The 23,384-nt window shown below is 70.0% G+C and carries 16 protein-coding genes; 6 read left to right on the plus strand and 10 right to left on the minus strand.

Features of this window, described 5'->3' with window-relative positions; genetic code table 11:
• The first annotated feature begins 86 nt into the window (after window positions 1-86).
• The gene (locus tag CS1GBM4_RS06065; RefSeq protein WP_244607087.1) at window positions 87-425 is read left to right on the plus strand and encodes an SUF system Fe-S cluster assembly protein; all 339 of its coding nucleotides are present in this window, start codon (window positions 87-89) and stop codon (window positions 423-425) included.
• Window positions 426-482: 57 nt separating this feature from the next.
• Here CS1GBM4_RS06065 and CS1GBM4_RS06070 read toward each other — a convergent pair whose 3' ends face one another.
• From CS1GBM4_RS06070 to CS1GBM4_RS24520, 4 genes are all read right to left on the minus strand, one after another.
• Window positions 483-2,666, minus strand: coding sequence for a caspase family protein (locus CS1GBM4_RS06070; protein WP_186417803.1), 2,184 nt, complete (start codon window positions 2,664-2,666; stop codon window positions 483-485).
• A 177-nt stretch (window positions 2,667-2,843) separates the two neighbouring features.
• Complete coding sequence (locus tag CS1GBM4_RS06075) at window positions 2,844-4,601, minus strand: SUMF1/EgtB/PvdO family nonheme iron enzyme (protein WP_186417804.1); 1,758 nt, start codon at window positions 4,599-4,601, stop codon at window positions 2,844-2,846.
• Window positions 4,602-4,657: 56 nt separating this feature from the next.
• Window positions 4,658-5,122, minus strand: coding sequence for a DUF4399 domain-containing protein (locus CS1GBM4_RS06080; protein WP_186417805.1), 465 nt, complete (start codon window positions 5,120-5,122; stop codon window positions 4,658-4,660).
• A complete protein-coding gene (locus CS1GBM4_RS24520; RefSeq protein WP_244607076.1) occupies window positions 5,119-6,369 on the minus strand; it encodes a DUF4399 domain-containing protein in 1,251 nt (416 codons plus the stop codon). The genes CS1GBM4_RS06080 and CS1GBM4_RS24520 overlap by 4 nt, the downstream gene beginning before the upstream one ends.
• A gap of 141 nt (window positions 6,370-6,510) precedes the next feature.
• On the opposite strand from CS1GBM4_RS24520, the gene CS1GBM4_RS06090 reads away from it, so the two are divergent.
• The 5 genes from CS1GBM4_RS06090 to CS1GBM4_RS06105 all read left to right on the plus strand — a co-directional run bounded on the left by CS1GBM4_RS06090 (window position 6,511) and on the right by CS1GBM4_RS06105 (window position 12,939).
• Window positions 6,511-8,040: a caspase family protein gene (locus tag CS1GBM4_RS06090; protein ID WP_186417806.1), complete on the plus strand. Its 1,530-nt coding sequence runs from the start codon at window positions 6,511-6,513 to the stop codon at window positions 8,038-8,040.
• Window positions 8,041-8,114: 74 nt separating this feature from the next.
• Window positions 8,115-9,302: an OmpA family protein gene (locus CS1GBM4_RS24525; protein ID WP_244607077.1), complete on the plus strand. Its 1,188-nt coding sequence runs from the start codon at window positions 8,115-8,117 to the stop codon at window positions 9,300-9,302.
• An 11-nt stretch (window positions 9,303-9,313) separates the two neighbouring features.
• Window positions 9,314-10,900 (plus strand): class I SAM-dependent methyltransferase, encoded by a 1,587-nt coding sequence (locus CS1GBM4_RS06095; protein ID WP_280177683.1) that lies wholly within the window; start codon window positions 9,314-9,316, stop codon window positions 10,898-10,900.
• Window positions 10,901-10,958: 58 nt separating this feature from the next.
• Window positions 10,959-12,551 (plus strand): transglycosylase SLT domain-containing protein, encoded by a 1,593-nt coding sequence (locus CS1GBM4_RS24530; RefSeq protein WP_244607079.1) that lies wholly within the window; start codon window positions 10,959-10,961, stop codon window positions 12,549-12,551.
• Window positions 12,552-12,660: 109 nt separating this feature from the next.
• Complete coding sequence (locus CS1GBM4_RS06105) at window positions 12,661-12,939, plus strand: hypothetical protein (RefSeq protein WP_186417808.1); 279 nt, start codon at window positions 12,661-12,663, stop codon at window positions 12,937-12,939.
• A gap of 125 nt (window positions 12,940-13,064) precedes the next feature.
• On the opposite strand, the gene CS1GBM4_RS24425 is transcribed toward CS1GBM4_RS06105, so the two are convergent.
• From CS1GBM4_RS24425 to tssK, 6 genes are all read right to left on the minus strand, one after another.
• The gene (locus CS1GBM4_RS24425; protein ID WP_244607080.1) at window positions 13,065-15,002 is read right to left on the minus strand and encodes a serine/threonine-protein kinase; all 1,938 of its coding nucleotides are present in this window, start codon (window positions 15,000-15,002) and stop codon (window positions 13,065-13,067) included.
• The gene (locus CS1GBM4_RS06115) at window positions 14,999-15,796 is read right to left on the minus strand and encodes a protein phosphatase 2C domain-containing protein (protein WP_186417809.1); all 798 of its coding nucleotides are present in this window, start codon (window positions 15,794-15,796) and stop codon (window positions 14,999-15,001) included. Before CS1GBM4_RS06115 ends, CS1GBM4_RS24425 begins: the two co-directional genes overlap by 4 nt.
• Window positions 15,793-16,497 (minus strand): type VI secretion system-associated protein TagF, encoded by a 705-nt coding sequence (tagF, locus tag CS1GBM4_RS06120; RefSeq protein ID WP_186417810.1) that lies wholly within the window; start codon window positions 16,495-16,497, stop codon window positions 15,793-15,795. The genes CS1GBM4_RS06115 and tagF overlap by 4 nt, the downstream gene beginning before the upstream one ends.
• 267 nt (window positions 16,498-16,764) lie before the next feature.
• Window positions 16,765-20,412 carry a type VI secretion system membrane subunit TssM gene (gene tssM, locus CS1GBM4_RS06125; RefSeq protein WP_186417811.1) on the minus strand — a complete coding sequence of 1,216 codons (3,648 nt, stop codon included), beginning with the start codon at window positions 20,410-20,412 and terminating at the stop codon, window positions 16,765-16,767.
• Between the two features lie 31 nt (window positions 20,413-20,443).
• Window positions 20,444-21,961 (minus strand): type VI secretion system protein TssL, long form, encoded by a 1,518-nt coding sequence (tssL, locus tag CS1GBM4_RS06130; protein ID WP_186417812.1) that lies wholly within the window; start codon window positions 21,959-21,961, stop codon window positions 20,444-20,446.
• The gene (gene tssK, locus CS1GBM4_RS06135; protein ID WP_186417813.1) at window positions 21,958-23,295 is read right to left on the minus strand and encodes a type VI secretion system baseplate subunit TssK; all 1,338 of its coding nucleotides are present in this window, start codon (window positions 23,293-23,295) and stop codon (window positions 21,958-21,960) included. The genes tssL and tssK overlap by 4 nt, the downstream gene beginning before the upstream one ends.
• Window positions 23,296-23,384 lie beyond the last annotated feature (89 nt).

Below are 23,384 nucleotides of genomic sequence, written 5' to 3' on the forward strand. Positions count from 1 at the left end.
CCGGCTCGTGAGCCCGCCCTGCGCCGAACGGAAGTTTTGCGATGACCGACACCATTGCCGATGACCTCAAGCCGAACGCGCCCACCATGGGCGCGAGCGCCGGCTTGCCGCCGGAGGAGATCGACCGGCTGACCGACGACATCGTGGCCGCGCTCAAGACGGTCTACGATCCCGAGATCCCGGCCGACATCTACGAGCTCGGCCTGATCTATCGCGTCGACATCGCCGACGACCGTCAGGTGACGATCGACATGACCCTGACGGCGCCGGGCTGCCCGGTCGCCGGCGAGATGCCGGGCTGGGTCGAGAACGCGGTCGGCGCCGTGCCCGGTGTCGCGGGCGTGACCGTCAACATGACGTTCGACCCGCCCTGGGACCAGTCGCGCATGTCGGACGAGGCCAGGGTCGCGCTCGACATGTGGTGAGCCCGGCGGAACCGGAAGGCCGCTGCCGGACGGCGGCCTTTCCGCTTCGCGCGGGCGTCAGAAGCCGAAGTTGAAGCCGGCCTTGACGATGTCGCCCGCCGTGCGGGTGCGCATGCTGGCATACTGGCCGGGGGCGAGCCCGGTGAAGTCCTGCAGCAGCAGGCGCTTCTGGCCGAGCTCGTAATGGGTGTAGTCGAGCCGGACCGACAGTCCGGGGGCCATCGCATACTCGACGCCGCCGCCGAGCGCCCAGCCGCTGAGAAGGCCGGAATGCGAGCCGCTGGCGGCCGAGGTGGTCTGGAGATTGTCCGGCATGATCGAGCCCTTCTGCTCGACGAGGCCGTAGGCATAGCCGCCCGAGCCATAGATCAGGAAATCGCCGAGCGCGATGCCGGCGCGCACCTTCACCGTGCCGAGCATGGAGAGCTCGTTGCTGGAGCGGGTGGTGAACTGCGTGCCGGGATTGGCGGAGACGCTCTTGCTGCCGCCGAGGCTGGCCGCCGAAATGTCGGCTTCGGCACCGATCACGACCGCACCGACCTGATAGTTGAAGCCGAACTGGGCGCCTCCCGCCGCGCCGGATCCTTCCGGGACGAGGCTGCGCGGCACTGCGGAGGGGCTGATCGCCCAGGGCGCGAGCGTCGGCGTCCCGGCCACGGTGACGGCCGTGGTGCTGGTCGAGCTGGTCGTCGAGGTGATGGTCGCCACGGTCGAGCCCAGCTCGACCTGCTGCGTCGTGGTCGTCGTCGTGGTCGTCGTGTTGGTGGTGGTCGTCGTCGGCGTGACGGTCGGGCTGCCGAAGGGACCGGCGACCGTCGTGCGGCCGCTCTGCTGGCCGCCGCCGACCGAGCCGCCGACATAGAAGCCGGTCCAGCGCGGCCGCTCGGGCAGGATGGCCGGCAGGGGCGGCGCATAGACCGGCGGCGGAGACGGCGCAGCCTGTGGCGGCCGCGGCGTGCCGGGACGTCCGGACGAGGGCGTGCGCGGCGTATAGTCGGCGCGGCGCACGCGCGGTTGCGGCTGCTGCAGGGCCGGGCATACCGGGCAGGTCTGCGCGACCTGGACGCGGTTGCGGCTCGGGGCGCCGGCGGCGAGGCGCAGCGCCTCGCTCACATGCTGCGAGCCGGGATAGAGGCGGGCGAACAGCCTGAAGGATTCGGCATCGCCGGCGAGCACGGTCTCAGCCCAGGCGGTCTCCTCGGTGCGCTGGGACAGGATGCGGTGCAGCCGCAGCGTGTTCGGGTCGTCGGGATTGGCGTCGACGACGCCGCGGTAGATGTCGCGCCGATCCCAGGCGATGGCGGCGCGGTAGGCGTCGGCCGGGGACATGGCGCGTAGCGCGGCCGGGGTCGGGCGGGTCGCGAGTGGGACGGCGCCGGCGATGGCCGGCTGCGCCGCAGGGGCCGAGGCGGGGCGCTGGAAGAAGCTGAAATCGGTGATCAGCGAGGAGGTGTCCCAGGGGATCTGGACGCCGTTGGTGGTGTCGTAGACGGCGAGGCGGATGCGGCGGAAGACCTGCTCGATCGGCAGGCCGGGCTCGCGGGCCTCGCGCAGAAAAGCGCCGGTGAAGGGGCTGTTGGGGCCGGCGCCATCGGCGGCGGTGGAGCCGGGCGACGTCGCGAAGGCGACGAAGGTGCCGCTGTTGGAATCGATGCGAGCGAGGCCGGCCTCGCTGCGGATGCCCTCGGCGGCCCCGTCGACCATCTGGAGGGCGAGGCCCCGCGAGAGTTCGCGCCCGGCGAAGGGGTTGTTGCGGCAGGCGTCGAGGATCGCGATCTTGGCCTTGGCGCCGGCCGCGTCGAGCTTGCGCAGAATCTCCGTCAGCGAGAGCGACTGGTTCGGAATGTTCGCCGAGCTCTCGGGGCGCACATCCGTCGGCAGGATGTAGTTGGCGCCGTCGAGCTGGACGGCGTGGCCGGCATAGTAGACGAGCGCGGTCGTCCCGGCGCCGGCCTGCTTCACCTTGTCGACGAAGACGTCGAGCGCGGCCCGCAGACCCGCGAGCGACAGGTCGGTCGCAGAGGTGACGTCGAAGCCCGCCTCCCGAAGCATGGCGCGCGTCGCATCGGCGTCGTTGAGGGCGTTCGGCAGCTTCGCGATGTTCTGGTAGGCGCCGTTGCCCATGACGAAGGCGAAACGCCGCTGCTGGGCCGCCGCCGGGGAGGAGCCGGAGAGGAGCACGCCGGCCATCGCGGCGAGTGTCAGCAAGGCACAGGTCAGAAGCCGCAGGCCGGTCCGCATGGCGCCTCCTCGACGGCGCGGCCTCGAGCCGAGCCGCTGCCGATTCGTCTCATCCCTTAGCGGGACTGAGATTAGCGGTGCCGCCACCGTGAAGAGAACAACAAAATGCTGCCGGGCCGCGCCCGTGTGCAACTGTGTGCGGATCGCCGGCGGATGCCGGCTCTCCGGCTCGCCGGCTCAGGGCTCGCGGACGACACGGAAGCCGTTGGTGTAGAAGCGCACGTCGCTCTCGTATTTGAAGCGGGCGGCGGAACGCAGATAGCGCGGATCGTTGTTGAAGGAGCCGCCGCGCAGCACGCGCTCGCGGCAGCCCGGAGGGGCATAGGCGCTGCCATCGCGCGGCGAGGCGCGATAGTTCTCGCTCCAGCAATCCGCGACCCATTCGGCGGCGTTGCCGGCCATGTCGTAGAGGCCGAAACGGTTCGGCGGGAACTGGCCGACCTCGCTCGCCTGGCGGCGCGGCTGGGCGTTGCAGCCGACGCAGTTGGCCATCTCCTTGTCTGGCGAGTTGCCCCAGGGGTAGCTGGTCGCGGTGCCGCCGCGGGCGGCGTATTCCCATTCGGCCTCGGTCGGCAGCCGGTATTTGCGGCCGGTCTTGTAGGACAGCCAGACGACATAGGCGTTGGCGTCGTTCCAGTGGATGTCGGTGACCGGCCGCCTGCCGCGGCCGAGATTGCGGTCGCCCGGGCGGTGGCTGCAGCCGCCTTCGGCGACGCAGGCGTCCCATTGCTCGAAGGTGACCTCGTAGGTGCCGATGTAGAAAGCGCCGGCGATGGCGACGGAGCGCACCGGCTTCTCGAACTCGAACATCTCGTTCGAGCCCATCTCGAAGCTGCCGGCCGGGACCATGGTCAGCTGCGGGCACTCCTCGCAATCGCGCGCGGTGGCGGCGGGCGAGGGGGCTGCCGGCGGCGCGGCGCTGGCCGTGACGGGTGGCTGCGAGGCGGCGCCGGCCTGCCCCCGGCTGCGGTAGAACTGCTCGCGCGTGCGGGCCAGGCCGGCGAAACGGCCGTTCGGATAGGCTTCGAGATAGGCGCGATACTCGTCCGGGTTCTGGCTCTTGCTGATCGTCTCCCAGAAGGAGAGCTCGTAGGGGCCGAGCTGGTCGGATTGCGGGCCGGGCGGGGGCGGGGCGGTGATCACGCCACGGGTCTTCAGCGCCACGGCGACCGGACCGGCGGTCGGCGTCACCACCAGCCCCGCTGGAGGCAGGGAGGAGATCCAGACCTGCTGCGCCTTCCTGGTGGTGCGGCTCACCGCATCGCGGATGCGGCCGAGCGCCGTCGCCATGTCGAGCCCCGGCGTCCGGACCGCCTTGAGCCATTCCGCGATCGCCGGGTTCGAGCGCCCGGGCGTCTCGGCGATGGTGCGGCCGGGCGCGACCGGCGCCATGATCGCGATGGCCTCGATCGGCTCGACCGGTGCGAGGCCCTTGCCGCCGCCGAGCGCCGCCTGCCAGGGATTGTCGCGCGCGGCGTCGAGCACGATCACGGCGCTCGCCGGGCGGCTGACGATCAGCGCGTCGACGAGCTGGTCGAGGTCGAGCGCTTCGCGCGGCAGGTCCGCCGGTCCGCGCAGGCCGGCGTCGACGGGGACGAGGAAATTGCGCCCGCGCCAGTGCACGGCGTGGCCGGCATAGAAGACCACGGCCTGGCCGCCGCGCGCGAGCTTGCCGCGGAAGGCCGCGACCGCACGCTCGAGCGCGGCTCGGTCGGCGTTCTCGACGCTGACGAGGTCGAATTCGCCCTGGCGCAGCGCGTCCGCGACGGCCCGCGCATCCGCCGCCGCGTTCGCCAGCGCTGCCGTGCGATAGGCGGCATTGCCGATGACCAGCGCGACGCGCGGCGGCGTGACGGCGCCGCCCTGGGCTAAGGCCGGGGCCAGCGGCGCGAGCAGGGCCACGACGGCGAGGGCGAGACACCGGAACCAGGACATGGCGTTCATCTTTCCCGGCGGAGCTGCGGCACTGGATGCCGGCCCCACAATACTCCTCATCGAACGTAGATTGTGATCTTTTGAGAGATAACCGGCGGCTTGTGCGGCGCATGGGTATGGTCGCCGAGCAGCAGCTGCAGCGTGTGCGTGCCCTTGGGCAGGGTGACGACCACCTCGGTCTGGCCGTTGCCGAGATGGATATGGTTGTAGTCGGCCGGGATCGGCTGGTCGGGCGGGCCCGGATCGACGTCGATCAGCAGATGGTGGTGGCCGGTATTCGGCTTGTCGATGCCGGCGGGGGCGACGCCCATCTCCTTGAGGCCGATCCGCACGGTGAAGCGCTCCGGCACGCGCAGCCCGTCGAGCGGGTAGTGGAAATAGACCGTCGCGTTGCGCGGCGCCGGCTGGCGCGGAAGCGACTGGGCCGAGAGCGGCGGAGGTGCCGCCGCGGACAGGGCCGCCGAGAGGACCGCGGCGGCGAGGCGGGGCAGGGCAGGGCGCGTGACGGCGGCGCGGGTCATCGGCGCGGCCTCTGCTTCCTGGGATTGCCGACGATGACCTTGATCCGCTCGGACATGACCGGCGGATCGTGCGGCACATGCTGGTCGTCGCCGAGGATGAGCTGCAGCGTGTGCTCGCCCGGCGGCAGGGTGATCCGCCGCTCGGTCTGGCCGTTGCCGAGGTGGATGTGGTTGAGATCGGCCGGGATCGCGGCGTCGAGCGGCGGCGTCGGCACGTCGACCAGCAGGTGGTGATGGCCGGTATTGGGCCGCACGATTCCGGCCGGGGCGACGCCCATGTTGCGCAGCCCGAACCGGATGGTCGAGGTCGGATAGATCACCTCGCCCTGGCGCGGATAGATGAAATAGACCGCCGCATCGTTGGGAGCCGGCGTCCGGCCCGTGGCGGCACGCGCATCGGAGGCGGAAGCCGGGTTCGCGACCGAGGTCTCCTGCACGCGCACCCTGATCCTCTGCGACATCACCGGGGGATCATGCGGCACATGCTCGTGGTCGGCGAAGAGGAGCTGGAGCGTGTGTTCTCCGGGCGGCAGGGCGACCTCGGCCTCGGTCTGTCCGCGGCCGAGGTGCAGATGGTTGAAGTCGCTCGGGATCTCGCGATCGAGCGGCGGCAGTTCGGTGTCGATCAGGAGATGGTGGTGGCCGGCATGCTCCTGCTTCGTGCCGGCCGGGGCGATGGCGATGTTGCGCTGGCCGAAGCGGATCACGGAACGGGGCGGAATCGTCGCGCCGTCCTCGAGGCCGATGAAGAACACCTGCGCATTCGGCGCGGCGGCGCTGCGCGGCTTCTCCTCGGGCCCGGCCATGACCTCGACCGTGATCTTCTCCGACATCACCGGCGGATCGTGCGGGACGTGGTCGTGATCGGCGAAGAGCAGCTGCAAGGTGTGGCGGCCGGGCGAGAGTAGGATCTCGGCCTCGCTCTGGCCGCCGCCGAAATGCAGGTGGTTGAAGTCGCTCGGGATCGGCTGGCCTGGCGGTGGCAGCTCGGTGTCGATCAGGAGATGATGATGGCCGGCGTTGCGGCGTGCCATTCCGGCGGGCGCGATCTCCATGCCGCCGACGGCGAAGCGGATCGTCATCCGGGCGGGGATGCGGGCATCGTTCCGGAGGTCGACGAAGGAGACCTTGGCGCCGGCCGGCGCCGGGCTGCGCGCCCGTACGCGCTCCTGCGCGACGCCCGCGGCGACGGACGCGGCGAAAATGGCCGTGACCCCGACAATCAGGTGTAGCCGAAGTCCCTGCACCGGCGCTCTTCCTGGAGGCGTTCGAGCACCATGAAGCTAGCAGCGGGCCAGACGGGGAGCAAGCAAACCGCCTGTCACGACAGGCGGATATATCTGGATTTTCAGGGTCACTTTCTTTAGGGTGACGCAGGGAATGGTGCCATGACTGCAACCGTCAGATTTTGTGCACTGATCGCTGTTCTTGCGCAGCTCCTCGCCATGCCGGCGCTGGCGCAGACCCAGGAACGCCGCGTCGCGCTGGTGATCGGCAATTCCACCTACAAGAACGCACCCGCCCTGCCCAATACCCCGAACGATGCGCGCGATACGGCCGAGGCCCTGCGCAAGGTCGGCTTCGAGGTCGTCGACGGCATCGATCTCGACAAGCGCGGCATGGACGCCGCCCTGTCCCGCTTCGCGCGCCTCGCCCAGGATGCCGACGCGGTGATGTTCTACTATGCCGGCCACGGCTTCCAGTTCAACGGCGAGAACTTCCTCGTGCCGGTCGAGGCCAAGATCGACGACGAGGTCTCGGTCCAGTACGAGACGCTCAAGCTGAGCGAGGTCACCACCGCGCTCGGCTTCGCCAAGGGCGTCAAGATCATGGTGCTCGACGCCTGCCGCAACAATCCCTTCGTCGCCCAGCTCTCGAAGAAGCAGGCGACGCGCAGCTTCTCGGTCGGCTCCGGCCTGGCGCCGATCGCGAAGGCCCAGGGCATGGTGACCGCCTATGCGACGCAGGCGAACGACGTCGCCGCGGACGGTTCCGGGCGCAACAGCCCGTTCACGGCGGCGCTGGTGCAGGAGATCAAGCAGCCGGGCCTCGAGATCGCGACCTTGTTCCGCCGGGTCCAGAAGGCTGTCTACGATTCGACCGGCGGCAAGCAGACGCCGGAACTGTCGCTGTCGCTGCTCGGCGATTTCTACCTGAACCGCGAGGAGACCGACGCCGACATCTGGAAGCGCCTGCGCAGCAGCGACAACGCCGCCGAGATCAAGGCCTTCATCCAGCGCTTCCCCAACAGCTTCTTCGCGGTCGACGCCAAGACCCGGCTCGACCTGATCGAGCGGCGCGGCCTGGAGCCCGGCGAGCGCGCCAAGCTCGAGCAGGAATTCGCGGCGAAGGAGAAGGCGCTGCTGGAGCGCGTCCAGCAGGCCGAGAGGGATCGCGCCAAGGCGGCGACCGATCTCGCCGGCCGCGATGCGGGCAAGACCGCCGATGCCGAGCGCGCCTTGCCCAAGCCCGGTGACGCCGCGGCGCCGAAGACCGCCGATCCGGGCGAGCGCGAGCGCCTCGCCAGGGAGCTCGCCAGGAAGGAGCAGGAGCTGGCGGCGCTCGAGGCGGAGAAGGCCAAGCTGTCGCAGGAGCGCCAGGAGCGCGAGAAGGCGGTGGCGGAGCGGATCAATTCGGCCACTATGAAGGAGCTTCCGGTGCCGCAGAAGCCACTGCTGCCGGCGGCTCCGGGCACGCGGCCGCAGCGGCAGGAGCCGCGCGAGGTCCAGCAGCCGCGGGTCGTGCTCGACCGCAAGTCGACGAACATCCTGACAGGCGGCATCGAGGCCGCGCCGGAGCCGCGCAGCGGCCGCGCGGCGCGCCGGCCGGGTGGCGGCGCCGGTTCGAGCGACTGCACCGATGCCCTGATGCGCGCCCAGCTCGGCGATGGCGGCGGCGCCCTGAAGAACTGCCGCTGACGGGCCGCTCGGCCGGATTCACCGCTGGCGTGGCCGGGGCGACCGCTCCGGACAGGATGGAACAGGGGGCTTCGATGCGTCGCTCATCGCTCGTCTGCCATGTGCTGCTGATGCTGTTCGGCGCGCCTGTCGCGGGCTCGGCCCAGACATCGCCTCCAAGCGCTCCGGCCGCGCCGGCGCCGCTCCCGTTTGCCGAGGCGCTGCAGCGCGCCGCCGGCGACCTGTTCTCGAAGGCTCAGGTCGAAGGCGCGCGCGTCGAGCTGGTGATCGACCCGCTGATCGACGGCGTCTCGGGGGCGCAGTCGGCCTCGACCCGTTCGATGCAGCAGTCGCTGGTCGAGCTGGTCGGCAAATCCTATCCGCGCTTCTCCGTGCAGCCGTTCTCGGCCGAGGCGCTGGCCCGCGAGCCGGTGGTGCTGATCGGCACCTTCACCGCGATCAACAATGCGGGCGACGCCGGCGGCGCGCGCGACGCCTACCGGATCTGCCTGACGCTGGCCGATCTCAAGTCGAAGCGCATCGTCTCCAAGGGCGTCGCCAGGGCGAAGCCCGAGGGCGTCGACGTCACGCCGACGAGCTATTATCGCGACTCGCCGATGTGGACGAAGGACCCGGCGACCGAGGCCTACATCAAGACCTGCCAGGCCACGAAGCTCGGGGACGCGATCGACCCTGCCTATGCCGAGCACCTCAACGTCGCGGCGCTGGTCAATGACGGCATCCTCGAATACGAGGCGCGGCGCTATCGCGAGGCGCTCGCCTTCTACCGGACCGCGCGCGGGCTGCCCGGGGGCGATCAGCATCGCGTGCGCATCGGCACCTATCTCGCCAGCAGCAGGCTCGGCCGCAAGGACGATGCGGTCGAGGCCTTCGGCGACCTGGTGGACAGCGGGCTCTCCAGCAACCAGCTGATGGTCAAGCTGCTGTTCCAGCCGGGCTCGACCCAGTTCATCGCCAATCCGCAGATCACCGAGCCCTACCCGATGTGGCTGAGCCAGATCGCGACCCGCGCCCGGCAGAAGGGCGCCTGCCTCGAGATCGTCGGCCACACCTCGCGCACCGGAATGCCGCAGGTCAACGAGCGGCTATCGGTGCTGCGGGCGCAATATGTCATGGAGCTGCTCCAGGTCGGCTCGCCCGACAGCCGCAGCCGCATGATCGCGACCGGGCGCGGCTACAACGAGAACCTGATCGGCACCGGCCGGGACGATGCCAGCGACGCGCTCGACCGGCGCGTCGAGTTCAAGGTGATCGGCTGCTGAGCCGCGGCCGGATCTGCAAAGCACGGGAACGGGACAGGCAGGATTTCTCGATGAACGACATGGCGACGAACCCCTACGACGCGGTCGCCTATCCCGGGCACGCCTTCTCGCAGACGCATCCCGCGCATCTGGCGACGATCGCGCATTTCCACGGGATGAGCCCGGCGCCGACCGCGGCAATGCGGGTGCTCGAACTGGGCTGCGGCAGCGGCGGCAACCTGATCCCGATGGCGTTGCAATGTCCCGGCGCGGAGCTGGTCGGCATCGATCTCAGCGCGCGGGCGATCGCGCGTGCGAAGGCGGAGGCGGCGGAGCTCGGGCTGAGCAATGTCAGCTTCCATCATCTCGACATCATGGCGGTGTCGGCGGAGCTCGGCCGTTTCGACTACATCCTCGTCCACGGCGTCTATTCCTGGGTGCCGGAGCCGGTGCGGCAGCGGATCCTCGCCTTGTTCGGCGAATTGCTGATGCCGCAGGGCATCGCCTATGTCAGCTACAACGCCCTGCCGGGCTGCCGGCTGCGCGACCTCGCCCGCGACGTCATGCTCTACGAAACGCGCGACATCGACGAGCCGATGGCGAAGGTCCGCGCCGCGCGCGCCGCGATCAAGCGCTTCGCCGAGGCGACGGATGCCGAGACCTTCTACGGAGCGGCGCTGCGCGAGCGGGCGAGGCAGATCGAGGAGATTCCGGACAACGTCCTCTATCACGACGATCTCAATCCCGGCGCGCGCGCCTTCGCCCTGCACGAGGTTCTGGCGGCGGCGGAGCCCTATGGGCTGCAGTACCTGGCGGAAGCCTCGTTCCCCAACAATTTCGGCGGCGCGCGTGCGCCGGCGCAACAGCTGCTCAACGCGATTCCGAGCGACCAGCCGCTCCGGCAGGAGCAGTCCCTCGACCTGCTGATCGGCCGCTGCTTCCGCCAGACCCTGCTCTGCCGCGCCGAGATCGCGCTGCATCGCGGCTTCTCGCGCTTCGAGCTGTCGCCCTACCATCTGGCGGCGAATGTGCGCGAGGCCGAGGAGAGCGACGAGCGGCCCGGCGTCAGGGCCTTCCTGTTCGGCGACGATGTGCGGCTCGCCGTCGACCTGCCGCAGGCCAAGGCGGCCCTGCGGGCGCTGAGCCGGGCCTGGCCCGGCAGCATCCGCCATGGCGATCTGGTCGCCGAGGTGATGGAGGAGGTCAGGGACGGTATCGGGCCCGATCTCGAACGCGAGACCGCCCGTCTCAACGAGGCGCTGACGGCGATCTACCGGGCCGGCCTGCTCGAGATCAATCTGGAGCCGCACAGGCTGACGACACGGATCAGCGAGCGGCCGCTCGCGAGCTTCCTGGCCCGCCGCCAGGCGCTGAGCGGCCCGCACGTCACGGATCTGCGCCATCGCGCGGTCGAGCTCGACGGCGTGGTGGTGCGCAAATTCGTCAGCCTGCTCGACGGGACGCGGACCGCGCCGATGCTGCTCGACGAGATCAACGCCTTCCTGACCGAGGCGCACGCCTCCGGCCGGGACGTATCGGGCCTGCCGCGGCAGGCAACGGCGGCGGAGGTGGAGATGCATCTGAACGATGTCGCGCGGCTGGCATTGCTGGCGGGCTGAGCTTGTCGCGGAAGGGCCGCCTGCCTATTGCGGAGCGCGGCAGCAGCGGTAGCGAGGGATGAGTCAGCGCTTCAAGCAGTTTCAGGCCGCATTCCAGGAGGACGCCTGCCTCGAGACCATCATGCAGGCGCGACAGGGCGGCATCACGCTCGCCTGCTCCGCCTGCGGGAAGACCGCGGCCTTCGCGCCGCGCGTGAAGCTGCGCGCCTATGCCTGCCCGCATTGCGGCTTCCTGGTCTCGCCCTGCAAGGGCACGCCGCTGGAAAGCCGGCGGATTTCGCTGCAGCTCTGGTTCTTCGCGATCCGGGCGCTGGCCGAGCAGGGGCCGCGCGGGGCGGCCACGACGCTGGAGCGCGAGGCGAACATCCCGGCCCAGCAGGCACGCCGGATGATCGCCGAGCTGCAGGGGAGCGGCGGCAAGGACGACAACGGCCCGGACTGGCTCGCCGCGGCGCGCAGGGCGGTGACGGGCGGCGCCAATCCCGCGACCATGGCCGCGGGGGCTGCCTTCGCCGCAGCGGGCGGCGATTCCCGGTTGCGACTGATCTCGCTCCTCGGCATCGGCGCGGCCGTCCTCGGCATCGCCGGAGGCGTCGCGGTCGCGACCCTGCGGCCGGGCTCGACCGAGGTCGGCGGCGGGTTCGAGCCGATGGAAAGCGTCGAGGCGCCGTCGCTGAAGGCGCCGACCCGGCCTTCGCTGATCCTGTCCTCGGTCGAGGGCGACCTCGAAGCGGCGCGGCAGGCGACGCAGTTCGCGCTCAACGCCGATCCGTCGCTGGCGGCGATCAGGGAGCAGGCGGCGCCGGACACGCCGCCCCAGCCGGCGATGCCGATCCCGGTAATGCCGCCCTCGAACATCATCCTGGTGCCGCCGACCCTGCCGGGCAAACCCGGCGCACCGGCCGCTGCGCCGCGGACGCAGCTGCCGCAGGCGCCGGTCACCTCGAGCGGCGACCCGAACCAGATCCTGACTTTCGGGCCGATCAGGATCCGCCGCCACCTGGTCGAGATGATCGTCAGGGCAGGGCGCATCGTCGGGGCCGATCCGACCTTGCTGATGGCGGTCGCCGACAAGGAATCCTCCTTCTCGACGGCGGTGCAGGCGAAGACGTCGTCGGCGACGGGGCTCTACCAGTTCATCGAGCAGACCTGGCTCGGCGTGATCTTCGAATTCGGCCGCAAGCACGGGCTCCATGCCGAGGCGGCGCTGATCGGCCGCAACGGCAGGCAGTTCGTCGTCGCCGACGCGAATGAGCGCCAGCGCATCCTCGACCTGCGGCGCGAGCCCTATCTGTCGGCGCTGCTGGCGGCGGAGATGCTGAAGCGCGACACGCTCCGGCTGGAAAAGGCGATGGGCCGCCACCTCACCGGCGGCGAAATCTACCTGATCCATTTCCTCGGGCCGGATGCGGCGCAGACCTTCATCGAGACGATGGAGGAGACGCCCGGCGCCAGCGCGGCCGCGCTGCTGCCGCGCCCGGCCGAGGCGAACCGGCCGATCTTCTATGCGCAGTCCGGCGGAGAGACCAAGACCCTGTCGCTCTCCGAGGTCCACAAGAAATTCGACGAGATGATCAAGGTCAGGCTCGATCGTTACAAGGTCGTCCGCGGCGGCCCGGGCCCGGCATCGGCGCGCCTGCCGCAGCGATAGGCGAATGCCGGCCAGATCAGGCCAAGCCCATCGGGGCCGGCCACCGCGGATTTGCCGCGGGCAAGGCGATGGCCCATGATCAATCGATCGCAGATGCGAGGAGACGACGATGGCGAAGAACCGGTTCGAGCAGGTCGACGAGCCGCAGCCCGATGCCATCACGCTGAGCCTCGGCCAGCGCGACGGCAAGAATTTCATCCGCATCGCCTGTCCGGCGGAACTGGCTGCCGGCCATCTCGCCAACGACTTCGTCAGCGAGGAGCTCGACCCGGTCGAGGGCTTCCGTTCCGCCGTCCGCCTCGCCAACGAGATCAAGGCGCCGATCGTCGTCGAGGATGCCGAGGGGCTGTGGCAGGACGAGTGGGGCGAGCTCTACCGCGAGGCGTGACGATTCGCGCACGTCATGCCCGGGCTTGACCCGGGCATCTCTTGCTGGAGAAGGCTCCATGGGGTGCCTCGCTCGTCAGGAGATTCCCGGGTCTGCGCTTCGCTCCGCCCGAGAATGACGGCTACTCACTCGATCCGGAAATATTTGATGCCGACGCCGACCTTGCCGCCGGCGCGGGCGATGTCCTGGCGCAGGCCGGGAAAGACGTCTCCGGCCGGGGCAGGGTTGGGGCCGGCGAGCGTCGGCAGCGGCGCCGGGCTGACCAATGCGAGGACGGTCTGCGGGCGGACCGGCGCGGCCGAGCCGCCGGTCGATTCGAGCTTGAGGCTGAAGCTCGCCTTGCCGCCCTCCCGGCGCGTGTAATTGGCCAGATTGTAGACCAGCCCGTCATCGCCGATGAGCAGAATGTCGAGATGCTGGCGGGGGTCGCTTTCGACCGTGCCGGAGAGCGTGTCGCCGCTGCGCATGGTGAAGGCGCCGATCTGCATGGCCGGGCTGCGGTCGATGCCGCGCCCGAGCTGGCGCAGGAAATCGACCATCGGGCATTGCGCCGTCGTCACCGAGCGCAGGCTGATCTGCGCCTCGTAGCCCTGCGCCTTCTTGAAGGCGGCGTCGAAGGCGACGAAGGGCTCGGCCGTGCTGCCGAAGCCTTCGATGGTCGCGCGCTTGTCGGCGATCGCCGTCGGCCAGAGGAAGAAGCAGGCGCCGCCGTCATAACTCGTGACATAGCGCTCGGTCCGCTCGGCGGCGGTGCGCGGCTCGGGCTCCGGGCCGGGCGCCGGCGGAGCCATCGCGGCGGGCTTCGGATCCGGGGCGGGCGCAGGCGGCAACGCAGCCGGGGGTGAGGTCAGCTCCGGCGCGGCCGGCTGCGGCGCCGGCGGCGGCTGCGTCGATGCCGGCGTCGGAGTTGCCGGCGGCTGCAGGGCGGGCGGCTCGGTCTGGCTCGCCGGTTGCGGTGCCGGCGCCGGCGTTGCCGGTGGCGGGCTCGCGGGCGTGAGCTCCGGCGGAGGAGCGCTCGATCCGGTGCTCGATGGCGGCGATGGCCGCTCGTCGCTCAACGACGGCACCGGAGCGTTCATGGCCTGCTGGCTCGGAGCCGTGCCGCCGAGCATTCGCCACGCGGCCAGCCCGCCGGCGGCAAGGAGCGCGATCACCGCGACCCCGGCGACCAGCGTCCAGGGTAAGCCGCGGCCACCGCCGGCGGGGCTCGCACCGCCCCTGACCTGCCAGGCCGCGACCTCGGCCATGTCGGCCGGGCGGTCCTTCGGATCGGGCGCGAGCATGCGCGCGAGCAGCGGGCGGATGCGCTTGTCGATGGCCGAGAGGTCCGGCACCCGCCGGCGCTTCTCCAGGATCTGCATCTGCGTCCCGCCCATGTCGAGCGGGCGGCCGCCGAGCGCCTCGGCGAGCACGAGGCCGAGGCTGTAGATGTCCGACTTGCCGGTGACCTCCGCTCCGTAGAGGCCGAGCTGCTCGGGCGAGACGTAGTTGAATTTGCCGGCGAAGCCGGAACCGATCACCGTCTTCTCTGCCAGCTTCGACTTGGCGATGCCGAAATCGATGATCTTGGCGCGCGCGACCTGGCCGCCGGGCAGGATGATGTTGTCCGGCGAGACGTCGCGATGGGTGATGCCGAGCAGGTGGGCGGCGTGCAGGCCCGAGGCGATGCGCCGGCGCAGCAGGTCGACCTCCTCGAAGGGCAGCGGGCCCTGCTTCAGCCGGTCGGAGAGCGACTGGCCGTCGACGAACTCCATGGCGAGATAGGTCGCCTGCGTCGCCGGATCGACGGTGAAGACATAGTAGCGGACGATCGCCTCGTTGTAGAGATTGTGCAGCGCCGCCGCCTCGTTGCGGAACAGGGTGAGGACATTGGCGTCCTGGGCCATGTCCGAGCGCACGATCTTGATCGCGACGGCGTCGCCGGTCTGGATGGCGCGGCCCTGGTAGACCTCGCCCATGCCGCCGGTCGCGATCAGGCGCTCGATCTCGTAGATGCCGTTGAGCCGCACACCCGGCGCGAGGCCGGTGCGCGGCATGAAGACGGTGCGGTCGGGGTCGCTCATGGCGCGTCGCTCCTGCGCTGGCGCATGTTCGGCACCCAGCGCGTCTTCTCGCTTCCGCCGTCGCGATGATAGCGCACCACGATGACGGTGACATTGTCGCTGGCGCCGCGTTCGAGCGTCAGCGCCAGCAGCGCGTCGCAGGCGGCCTGCGCCCCGCCCCGTATCGTCGCGCGCAGGATCTCCTCGTCGCGGACATGGTCGGTCAGCCCGTCCGAGCAGAGCACGAAGACGTCGCCGTTCTCCAGTTCGCCATGGTCGATCTCGAGCTCGGGCCGATCATGCACGCCGATGGCGCGGGTGATGACGTGCCGCCGCGGCCAGGTCCGCGCCTCCTCGACGGTGAGCAGGCCGCGCTCGATCATGTCCTGCGCCTCGGTATGGTCGCGCGAGACCTGGGTGATCCGCCCGCCGCGGACGAGATAGATGCGGCTGTCGCCCGACCAGACGCAGGCGAAATGGCGGTCGTGGGCGAGCAGCACGGCGAGCGTCGAGCCCATCGTCGCGCCGTCATGCTCGCGGATCTTGCGGCGCAGTTCCGCATTGGCCTCGAGCACGCCGCGCTCGAGCCGCTCGAGCAGTTCGGCGGCGGAGGCGGCCGGGCCGATGGCGGCGAGGCTCGCCGCCACGGTCGCGCTCGCCATCGCCCCGTTCCGGTGCCCGCCCATGCCGTCGGCCACGGCCCAGAGCCCGATTTCAGGCCGCAGCACCAGATTGTCCTCGTTATGGCTGCGCACGCGCCCGGCATGGCTGACCGACCCCGTCTCGAAGGCCAGGCCGGGGCGGACCTCGTTCATGCCGCCGATCCCGCGCCGAGGAAGGCGTCGAAGCGCCCGGTCAGGAGCCCGGTGAAGAGGTAAGGGCTCGGCAGGCTCTGGCTGACGAGGGCGAGCGGCTCGAAATCGTCGCCGCCGATGGTCCAGAGATAGCTGGCATGGGCGTAGGAGCGGCTGTGATCCTCGATGCGCAGCGCCGAGAGCCGGGCCGGGAAGGTGGCGGAATCGAGCGCGCTGACGATCGTGCCGTCGGAGAGCCTGACCATGTCGGCGGGCGGAGCCGCCATGAGGTCGTCATTCGGCATGACGAGCCCGCCCAGCGCCTGCGCGACCGCTTCGAAGCTCGCCTCCGGCTCGAGCGCGCGCAAGAGGAAATCTTCGGCCTGCGCGAACCAGCCGTCCTGCGGGTCGAGCTCCGGCGGCGGAATCGCGGCGCCGGGGCCGGCGAGGGCGAAGACGGTCAGCGGGAAATAGCGGCCGATGCCGTCGACGGACGGCATGAAGGCTCCGGCGACCGTCGTGCCACAGAAGGCGCCGCCGAACCAGAAACGCCAGATCGGGGCGTTCAGGAAGGCGTCCTGCCAGCCGGCGCCGAGCGCGAGCCGGCTGGCGGTGAGCCCGCCCTGGAGCCAGGGCTCGTAGGCCGACAGGAAGGTCGTCGGCGCATTCAGCGCGATGAAGTCCCGCTTGCCCGGCAGCTTCCCGAACAACCCGCAGCTCATCTAAGCGCTCCTAACGGAATCTGGAGGGGGCTCGACGCCGGCAATTCGTCCGATCCGCCAGGAGCGGTGTGAAGCCGATACCCAGGGTATCGGCAAGCGACGCGACGCCGCGGGCGGGCGAATTCCCGGCGCCGAAGGTGGGCCTTCGAGGGCCGCCTGCGGCGTCGAAACGACTCGCCGATACCGAAGGGTATCGGCTGCGCGCTTCTCCTGGCATTCGTCTCCTCCAAGGCCCATCGAGCCCCCTCCAGATTCCGTTAGGAGCGCTTAAATTCCCGTCGGACAGCGAATGTCGCGCAGTGCCGGCAGCACCAGCGGGTTCTTCAGCGAGCCGACGCCGAACTGATAGCCGACCTGGCGGCCGCCGGCTGCGAGCGTGAACACGACATTGTCGCCCTGGCGCAGCACCGAGCCGGCATCGAGCAGCCGGAAGAACGACCAGTCGCCGTCGCGCTCGAACAGCTTGACCTCGCTCGCCGCCGCCGGGGCCGGGCTGCTGGAGAAGAAGCCGCCGCCGAAGATGCCGCCGGCATTGTTGCTGGCGCCGCCGATCGACAGGGTGATCGAGGTCTTCTTGAGCCCGGCGCCCGGCCACATCACCGGTGTCGGCGTGTTGACGCCCTGCTGGCTGGCCACGGTGAAGCCGTTGATCTCGAGCTTGGCGCTCTGCGCGTCCGAGGAGAGCGCCGTCGGCACCACCACCATCTGGAAGTTCGGCAGGTTGCCGCCGGTCGGAAAGAAGGCCTCGCGGATATCGCTGGCGCGCTGGAACTCGCGCAGCGTCGTCGGCGAGAGCGCGCGCGCGACCCGGCTGTCCTGGCGCCAGCTCCAGTTCTGGCCGGACTTGTCGATATAGGGGTCGAGCCGCTCCTTGGTGAACTTGTCCATGGTGCCGCCGGGGGCGAACAGGCTGGCGAAGGCGGTGAGCGGCACCTCGCGCGTCGAGCCCTTCACGAAGGGGTAGCGGTTGGTCAGGATGTCGGCGCATTGGCGCGCGACGTCGCTGGCGAGCGCCTGCCGGAGCAGCGAGACCGTGGCGCCGGTCGCGTCTCCCTCGAAATCGTTGACCGCGGCGACGATCATCGCGTCGAACGGCGCCGGATAGCGCGAGGAGTTGCCGCGCAGCGAGGCGATCAGCGGCACCAGCGCGGCATTGGCGGCGGCCGCCTGTCCAGGCGTTGTCGCGGCCATGGCGAGGTTCTGGTTGATCTCGGCGAAGATCTGCAACGCCTGATCGACCGGCCGCTTGCCGCCATCGCCCTCGACCAGAACGTGGAAGGCCTTGAACTGCGCCTCGATGTTGCCGCCGAGCGCCTCGCCGCCGCCGGAGAGCACCCTGTCGACCCCGGGCGCGCTGAGCGGCAGGCTGGTGCCGAGCCGGCTGAGCGAATAATTGGCGCGCTCCTCCAGGGTCTTGGCGGCCTTGTCGGCGACCTGGCCCGCCATCTTCTCGGCGGCCTGCGCCGCCGCGGGCCGCTTCGCCGCCCGCTCCTTGGTCAATTGCGTCTCGTCGCGGATCGATTCGAGCAATTGCTTGAAGGGCGAGGTCGGCGCGGCGATGGCCGAGAGCGCGACATATTTCGGCTTGTCGGCGTTGAGGGGCCGCAGCTTCAGCCGGCGCAGGGCCCGCTGCCAGGAGGCGGTGAAGTCGCGGGCATAGAGCTTGAGCAGGTCCTGGAACAGGTTGGCATATTGCGAGGTGATCGCCGCCTGGTCGGCATTGTCGCCGAGCACCCAGCGCTCCTTCTCGATGCGTTCGCCGATATCGCCGAGCCGGTCGACGAAGGCGCTCTGGAAGCCGTCATAGGTGTAGAAAAAGGGCACCCTGATCGAGTCGAGGTCCTCGCCGGAGACGCCCTCGAAAACCAGCCGGGCATCGGAGCCGCCGCGGATCGCCGCGACCCAGTCGCGGCTGGCGTTGCGCCCCTGCGTGCGCAGCAGTTCATAGGCGCGCTCGGCGATGCTGAGCCGGCGCAGCGTACGCTGGCTGCTCTCGATCAGCGGCTGGTTGAGCTTGACCACCGGCTCAGCTCCGTCGTCGAGATCGAGCAGCGCGACGAGATGCTCCTCCAGCGCCTCGCGGCCCTTGGCATTGGCGGCGCCGGGGAAGAGATTCTCGGCCCAGTCCTGCCGCATCCAGGCGAGCACGAGGTCGCGGTCGAGCGGGGCACGGCCGCCGACCATCAGATAGACCTTGAGAGCCTCGTAGATGAAGCCGGGATTGTTGACGTTGGCCTCGAGCTGCTCCTCGAGCCGGAAGACGATGCGCGAGCGCAGCAGCCGCTCCAGCGCCTGATGATAGCTCTCCTGCGTCGCCGATTGCAGGCGCTCGCGCTGGCTGAGGCCGAAGGTGGCGGCCACCGGCGTCGGCTCGTCCTTGTCGGCATAGCCGGCCGGCATATGCCGCAGCTTGTGCAGCAGCGGCAGGATGCGGCTGAAATTGCGGTCGGAGAGCGTGGTCTCCTGCAGCACCGGGGCGGCGCTGGAGCGATAGTCGGCGAGGGCGTAATTGGTCTGGTTGATCAGGTCGCTGTTGCGCGCATAGCTCGTCCACCACATGCCGCCCAGCGCCAGCGAGACCAGCGCGACGGCGCCGAAGCCGGCGATGCGCAGCAGGGTCGCGCGGCGCGCGGCACGCAGGTCGGTCGAGACCCAGCCGGATTCGCCGATGATCACCTTCTGGATCAGATCGGTCAGGAAGAAGCTCTTGCCACGGCCAGAATAGGCGCCGGAATCGGCGTGCTCGCTGCCGAAATTGCGGGAGAGCGCGCCGATCAACTGGTCGATCGGCGTGCCTTCCTGGGTGCCGGAGGTGAAGTAGAAGCCGCGCAGCGTCGCGCTCGACTGATAGCGCGTCGGCTCGAAGACGCGGCCGAGGAAATCGACGATGGTCGGCTTCAGCGCCGCCATCTGGCTCGGCAGGCCGAACAGCCGGGCGCGTGCGGTCGGATTATGCTCGTCCTGCAGGCGGTCGGACAGGCGCTCGTTCAGCCGCTCGATCAGAGCGTCGAATTCGGGCGGCACGTCGCCGATCATGTTGCGGGTCTTGTCGACGGTCTGGAAGGTGTGGCCCCAGACCATGCGGCGCTGCGGCTCGGAGAGCGCGGCGAAGAACTCGTTGAAGCCGGCGATCAGGTCGGCCTTGGTGAAGACCGCATAGACAGGGAAGTCGATCTTGAGCCGCTCGTGCAGCTCGAGCAGGCGCGCCCGGATCGCCTCGGCATGGGCGGCGACCTCCTCCTGCGAGGAGGTCAGCAAGTCCTCGACGCTGATCGCGACCATGACGCCGTTGATCGGCTGGCGCGGCCGGTTGGCCTTGAGCAGGTCGAGGAAGGAGAGCCAGCTCGCCCGCTCCGCCCTGCTGTCGGTGTCCTGGGTGGTGTAGCGGCCGGCGGTGTCGATCAGCACCGCTTCCTCGGCGAACCACCAGTCGCAATAGCGGGTGCCGCCACTGCCGGCGACGGCCGCGGGCGTCTGGCCGCCGCGGGCGAGGGGAAATTTCAGCCCGGAATTGACCAGCGCCGTAGTCTTGCCGGCGCCCGGCGGGCCGATGATCACATACCAGGGCAGGTCGTAGAGATAATCGCCGCCATCCTTGCCGCGGGTCCGCCGCAGCGTCGCCAGGGCGTCGCGCATGGCCGCGCCGAGCGCCGCGCCGTCGCCGGTCTGGGCTTCTTCCCTGGCCATCGCCTCGGAAAGCGCGGCGACGGCCTTGCGCCGGCTGATCACGATCCAGGCGATCCAGCCGAGCGCGCCCAGCAGCAACAGCAGCGCGACCGGCAGCCTGACCCAGAGCGATTCGAACGGGCGCACCTCGCCGAAGGCGACGAACGGGCCGCCGAACCAGATCAGCAGCGCCAGCGCCAGCGCGCCGACCAGAATGGCTGCGATCCTGAGCCATGTCGCGAGGTTCATGGTCGATCCGTCTCCTGCATCGTCGTCCGTCCTAGCCGTTGCGCTGGATCAGGATCTCGACGCGCCGGTTCTTCGCCCGTCCGGCCTGGGTTGCGTTGGTGTCGATCGGCGCGTCGGGCCCCTTGCCCTCGGTGCTGATCCGGTTTGGCTGGTTCAGCTTGCTTTTCAGGAGATCGCCGACGGCGACGGCGCGCGCCTGCGACAGCTGCAGGTTGGAGGGGAAGCGTGCCGTCCGGATCGGCTGCGAGTCGGTGTGGCCGACGACCTTGATCGCGCCGCCTTCCTCGTTGAGCACGGCGGAGATGCGCTCGATCAGCGGGCGGAACTCGTCGCGCACCACGGCCTGGCCGGGTTCGAACAGGGTGATGTCGACCAGGCGCACGATGATCAGGTTCGGCGTCACCTGGCAGGTGATCGGCGGCTTGACCGTGCCGCAGACCTTCGGCGGCTGCGCCGGTGGCGGCAGGGGCGGCGGCGGCCTGGCGGCGACCTTGCGGACGATCTCGATGTCGCCCTTGGGATGGACCGTGAGCAGCGCGCTGGCCGAGGCTTCGGCATTGCCGCCCAGCAGGGCGCGGAAGATGAAATAGAGGCCGAGCACGGCGACCGCCGCCACGGCGGCGACCGACCAGACCGGGACCCTGAAGCCGGCGACGCGCGAGGCGAGCGCCTGGCCCTGCCAGCGCGGCGACAGTTCCGGATCGGGCTGCTTCACCCGGCGCAGCGTCTCGAACAGGCTGCGCTGGATCATCTGCAGGTTGGCGGCACCGCCGGCCGAGGTGCGGTGCACGCCCTCGAAGCCGAGCGCCAGGCAGACATGCATCAGCTCGAGCAGGTCGTAATTGACGCTCGGATCCTTCTTGGCGCGCTCGAGCTCCTCGAAGAAGCGCACGCCGCCGATGCGCTCGCCGAAGAAGCGCGAGAGCATGCTGTACTGGGTCCAGACATGGCGGTCCTCGCCCGGGATGTTCTGGACGATGTCGTCGGCGAAGGCGCAGATGATGTATTTCGCCGTGCGCGCCTGCTCGGCGGTGAAGCCCGCCGCCCGCACCTCGTGATCGAAGGCCTCGATCGTCTCGCCGACCTGGCCGATCATCTGCGTCGCCGGCGCGGATGAGAGATTGGCGCGCAGGCGTCCGAGCAGCAGCAGCAGCGGGCCGGCCGCCTTGAGCAGCGGATTGGTGTTCGGCGTCAGCATCTGCTCGCGCTTCGGCAGAGGCTGAGGCACATAGCCCGGCTGTGGCGGCGGCGGCGCGCTCGGCCGCGGCTGCGGCGTCGCCATCCATTCGTCGCCGCCCGGCACGCCGGGCGAGGGCGCCGATTGCGGGTATTGCGGCGCGCCGGAAGGGGCATAGGGCGAGCCCTGCGGCGGATAGCCTGCAGGCGGCGCATAGGGCGCGTTCGGCGGCGGGTAGGGCTGGCCCTGCGGCGGCTGGCCCGGCGCTCCCGGTGCCGGGCGCGAGGGCGGCGGCACGCGCCGTCCGGCCGGGTTCGGCCGGATGAAGGTCCGGTCCGAGCGGCCGAACGGATCGGAGCCGTCGTTGCTCATCGCCTGCCCTCCAGCACGGCCCAGAGCTCCATTTCGAGATCGGGCCAGTCGCCGGAGAAATGCATGCCGATCGAGCTCGCCGTGCTGAATTCCGGCCAGAGCGGTGAGGTGCGGTCGAGATAGAAATAGACGTGATCGGTCAGCGCCCGGATCTGGGGCGGCGGCGTCGGCAGGTGGACGAGATTGATGCCCGGCAGATGGGCGTGGACGATCTCGTTCATCTTGGTGTTGGGGCCGACCTTGAACAGGTGCGGGAACTGCGACTGGATCTCGGTGAGGGGCCGGCGCGCCGCCACCTCCAGGATCAGCGTCGCATTGCGCATCAGCGCCCGGTCGCGGATCGTCGACATGAAGGCGTTCGGGGCGCGCTCGACGATCTCGAGCCGGATGGCGCGGCGGCCGAGCTGGGCCGACAGGAAGTCCTGGATGTCGCGCACCACCGGGGTGAAGCAGCCTTCCAGGTCGTCATGGTCATAGGCCGGATAGTCGCGGGCGCGGCGTTCGGCGGTGGTGAAGGTCGCGAGCTCCCCCGCGATGGCGAGCAGGGTAACGAACAGGCGCTCCGGATGGACGAAACGCGAGCCGCGCATGTGCTTCAGCACCGGGATGTGCCGGTTGAGCAGTTGCAGGATGAAGTAGTCGGCGCTCTGCAGGCCTCCGCCGGCGGTCGGATCGGCGGCGTAGCGGGCGAGCTCCTCGAGCTTGTTGTCGATCCAGCCGATGACCCGGTCCATCCAGCCGTCGACGACCGGATGGGCCGAGCAGAGCAGCACCGGCGGGGCGAACTTCTCGTCAAACAGGATGGCGCGGTCGCGCACTTCGAGGATGCGCCCGAGCGCCAGGCCGACGAAGCCCGGCTTGCCGGTCTTGCGCAGTTCCAGGCCGAAGCGCGGATGGGCGATGTCGATCTCCTCCTCGACGCGCAGCGAGGCGGTCGAATCGATCAGCATCTCGGTCGCCGGATAGAAGCGGCTGGCCGAGCCGCTCAGGCTGTCCTCGACCTCGCGGGTGTTGGAGGCGGCCAGCGGCAGCGACAGCCAGGCGAGCTGGCCGGCGGCATTCTCCGGCACCTCGATCGCCGGGGGCAGCGGGGAATTGTCCGGCATCGCGAAGGGCGTGCCGTCCGGCATCACGCCGACGGCGCGCCTGAGCCCGATGCGGCTCTGCTGAGCCAGGTCGCGGTCGATCTCGAGCACCGAGAAGCCCCACGGATAGGGCGTGATCTGGCGGACGCGATTCTCCAGCAGATTCTCGAGATAGCGATCGTTCTGCTGCAGATGATGCGGCCGCAGGAACAAGCCTTCGGACCAGACGACCTTACTGTACCACGACATCCGGTTCTCGCTATCTCAAGGCCTGACGGGAGCATATAACAGCTCGTTCCCGAGCGTCACCATTGGAGTAGGGCGGGCAAGACCGCCTC

Origin of the sequence: Allobosea sp. CS1GBMeth4 (genome assembly GCF_900185715.1) — a bacterium.
Classification (GTDB): domain Bacteria; phylum Pseudomonadota; class Alphaproteobacteria; order Rhizobiales; family Beijerinckiaceae; genus Allobosea.

What these genes read in the sequence shown, in the direction of transcription:
- CS1GBM4_RS06090 (WP_186417806.1), top strand. Translation starts at nt 6,511, where the DNA reads ATGACTGCAACCGTCAGATTTTGTGCACTGATCGCTGTTCTTGCGCAG.
- CS1GBM4_RS06080 (WP_186417805.1), bottom strand. Translation starts at nt 5,122, where the DNA reads ATGACCCGCGCCGCCGTCACGCGCCCTGCCCTGCCCCGCCTCGCCGCC.
- CS1GBM4_RS06105 (WP_186417808.1), top strand. Translation starts at nt 12,661, where the DNA reads ATGGCGAAGAACCGGTTCGAGCAGGTCGACGAGCCGCAGCCCGATGCC.
- tagF (WP_186417810.1), bottom strand. Translation starts at nt 16,497, where the DNA reads ATGAGCTGCGGGTTGTTCGGGAAGCTGCCGGGCAAGCGGGACTTCATC.
- tssL (WP_186417812.1), bottom strand. Translation starts at nt 21,961, where the DNA reads ATGAGCAACGACGGCTCCGATCCGTTCGGCCGCTCGGACCGGACCTTC.
- CS1GBM4_RS24530 (WP_244607079.1), top strand. Translation starts at nt 10,959, where the DNA reads ATGAGTCAGCGCTTCAAGCAGTTTCAGGCCGCATTCCAGGAGGACGCC.
- tssM (WP_186417811.1), bottom strand. Translation starts at nt 20,412, where the DNA reads ATGAACCTCGCGACATGGCTCAGGATCGCAGCCATTCTGGTCGGCGCG.
- CS1GBM4_RS06115 (WP_186417809.1), bottom strand. Translation starts at nt 15,796, where the DNA reads ATGAACGAGGTCCGCCCCGGCCTGGCCTTCGAGACGGGGTCGGTCAGC.
- CS1GBM4_RS06075 (WP_186417804.1), bottom strand. Translation starts at nt 4,601, where the DNA reads ATGTCCTGGTTCCGGTGTCTCGCCCTCGCCGTCGTGGCCCTGCTCGCG.
- CS1GBM4_RS06070 (WP_186417803.1), bottom strand. Translation starts at nt 2,666, where the DNA reads ATGCGGACCGGCCTGCGGCTTCTGACCTGTGCCTTGCTGACACTCGCC.
- CS1GBM4_RS24525 (WP_244607077.1), top strand. Translation starts at nt 8,115, where the DNA reads ATGCGTCGCTCATCGCTCGTCTGCCATGTGCTGCTGATGCTGTTCGGC.
- CS1GBM4_RS24425 (WP_244607080.1), bottom strand. Translation starts at nt 15,002, where the DNA reads ATGAGCGACCCCGACCGCACCGTCTTCATGCCGCGCACCGGCCTCGCG.
- tssK (WP_186417813.1), bottom strand. Translation starts at nt 23,295, where the DNA reads ATGTCGTGGTACAGTAAGGTCGTCTGGTCCGAAGGCTTGTTCCTGCGG.
- CS1GBM4_RS06065 (WP_244607087.1), top strand. Translation starts at nt 87, where the DNA reads ATGGGCGCGAGCGCCGGCTTGCCGCCGGAGGAGATCGACCGGCTGACC.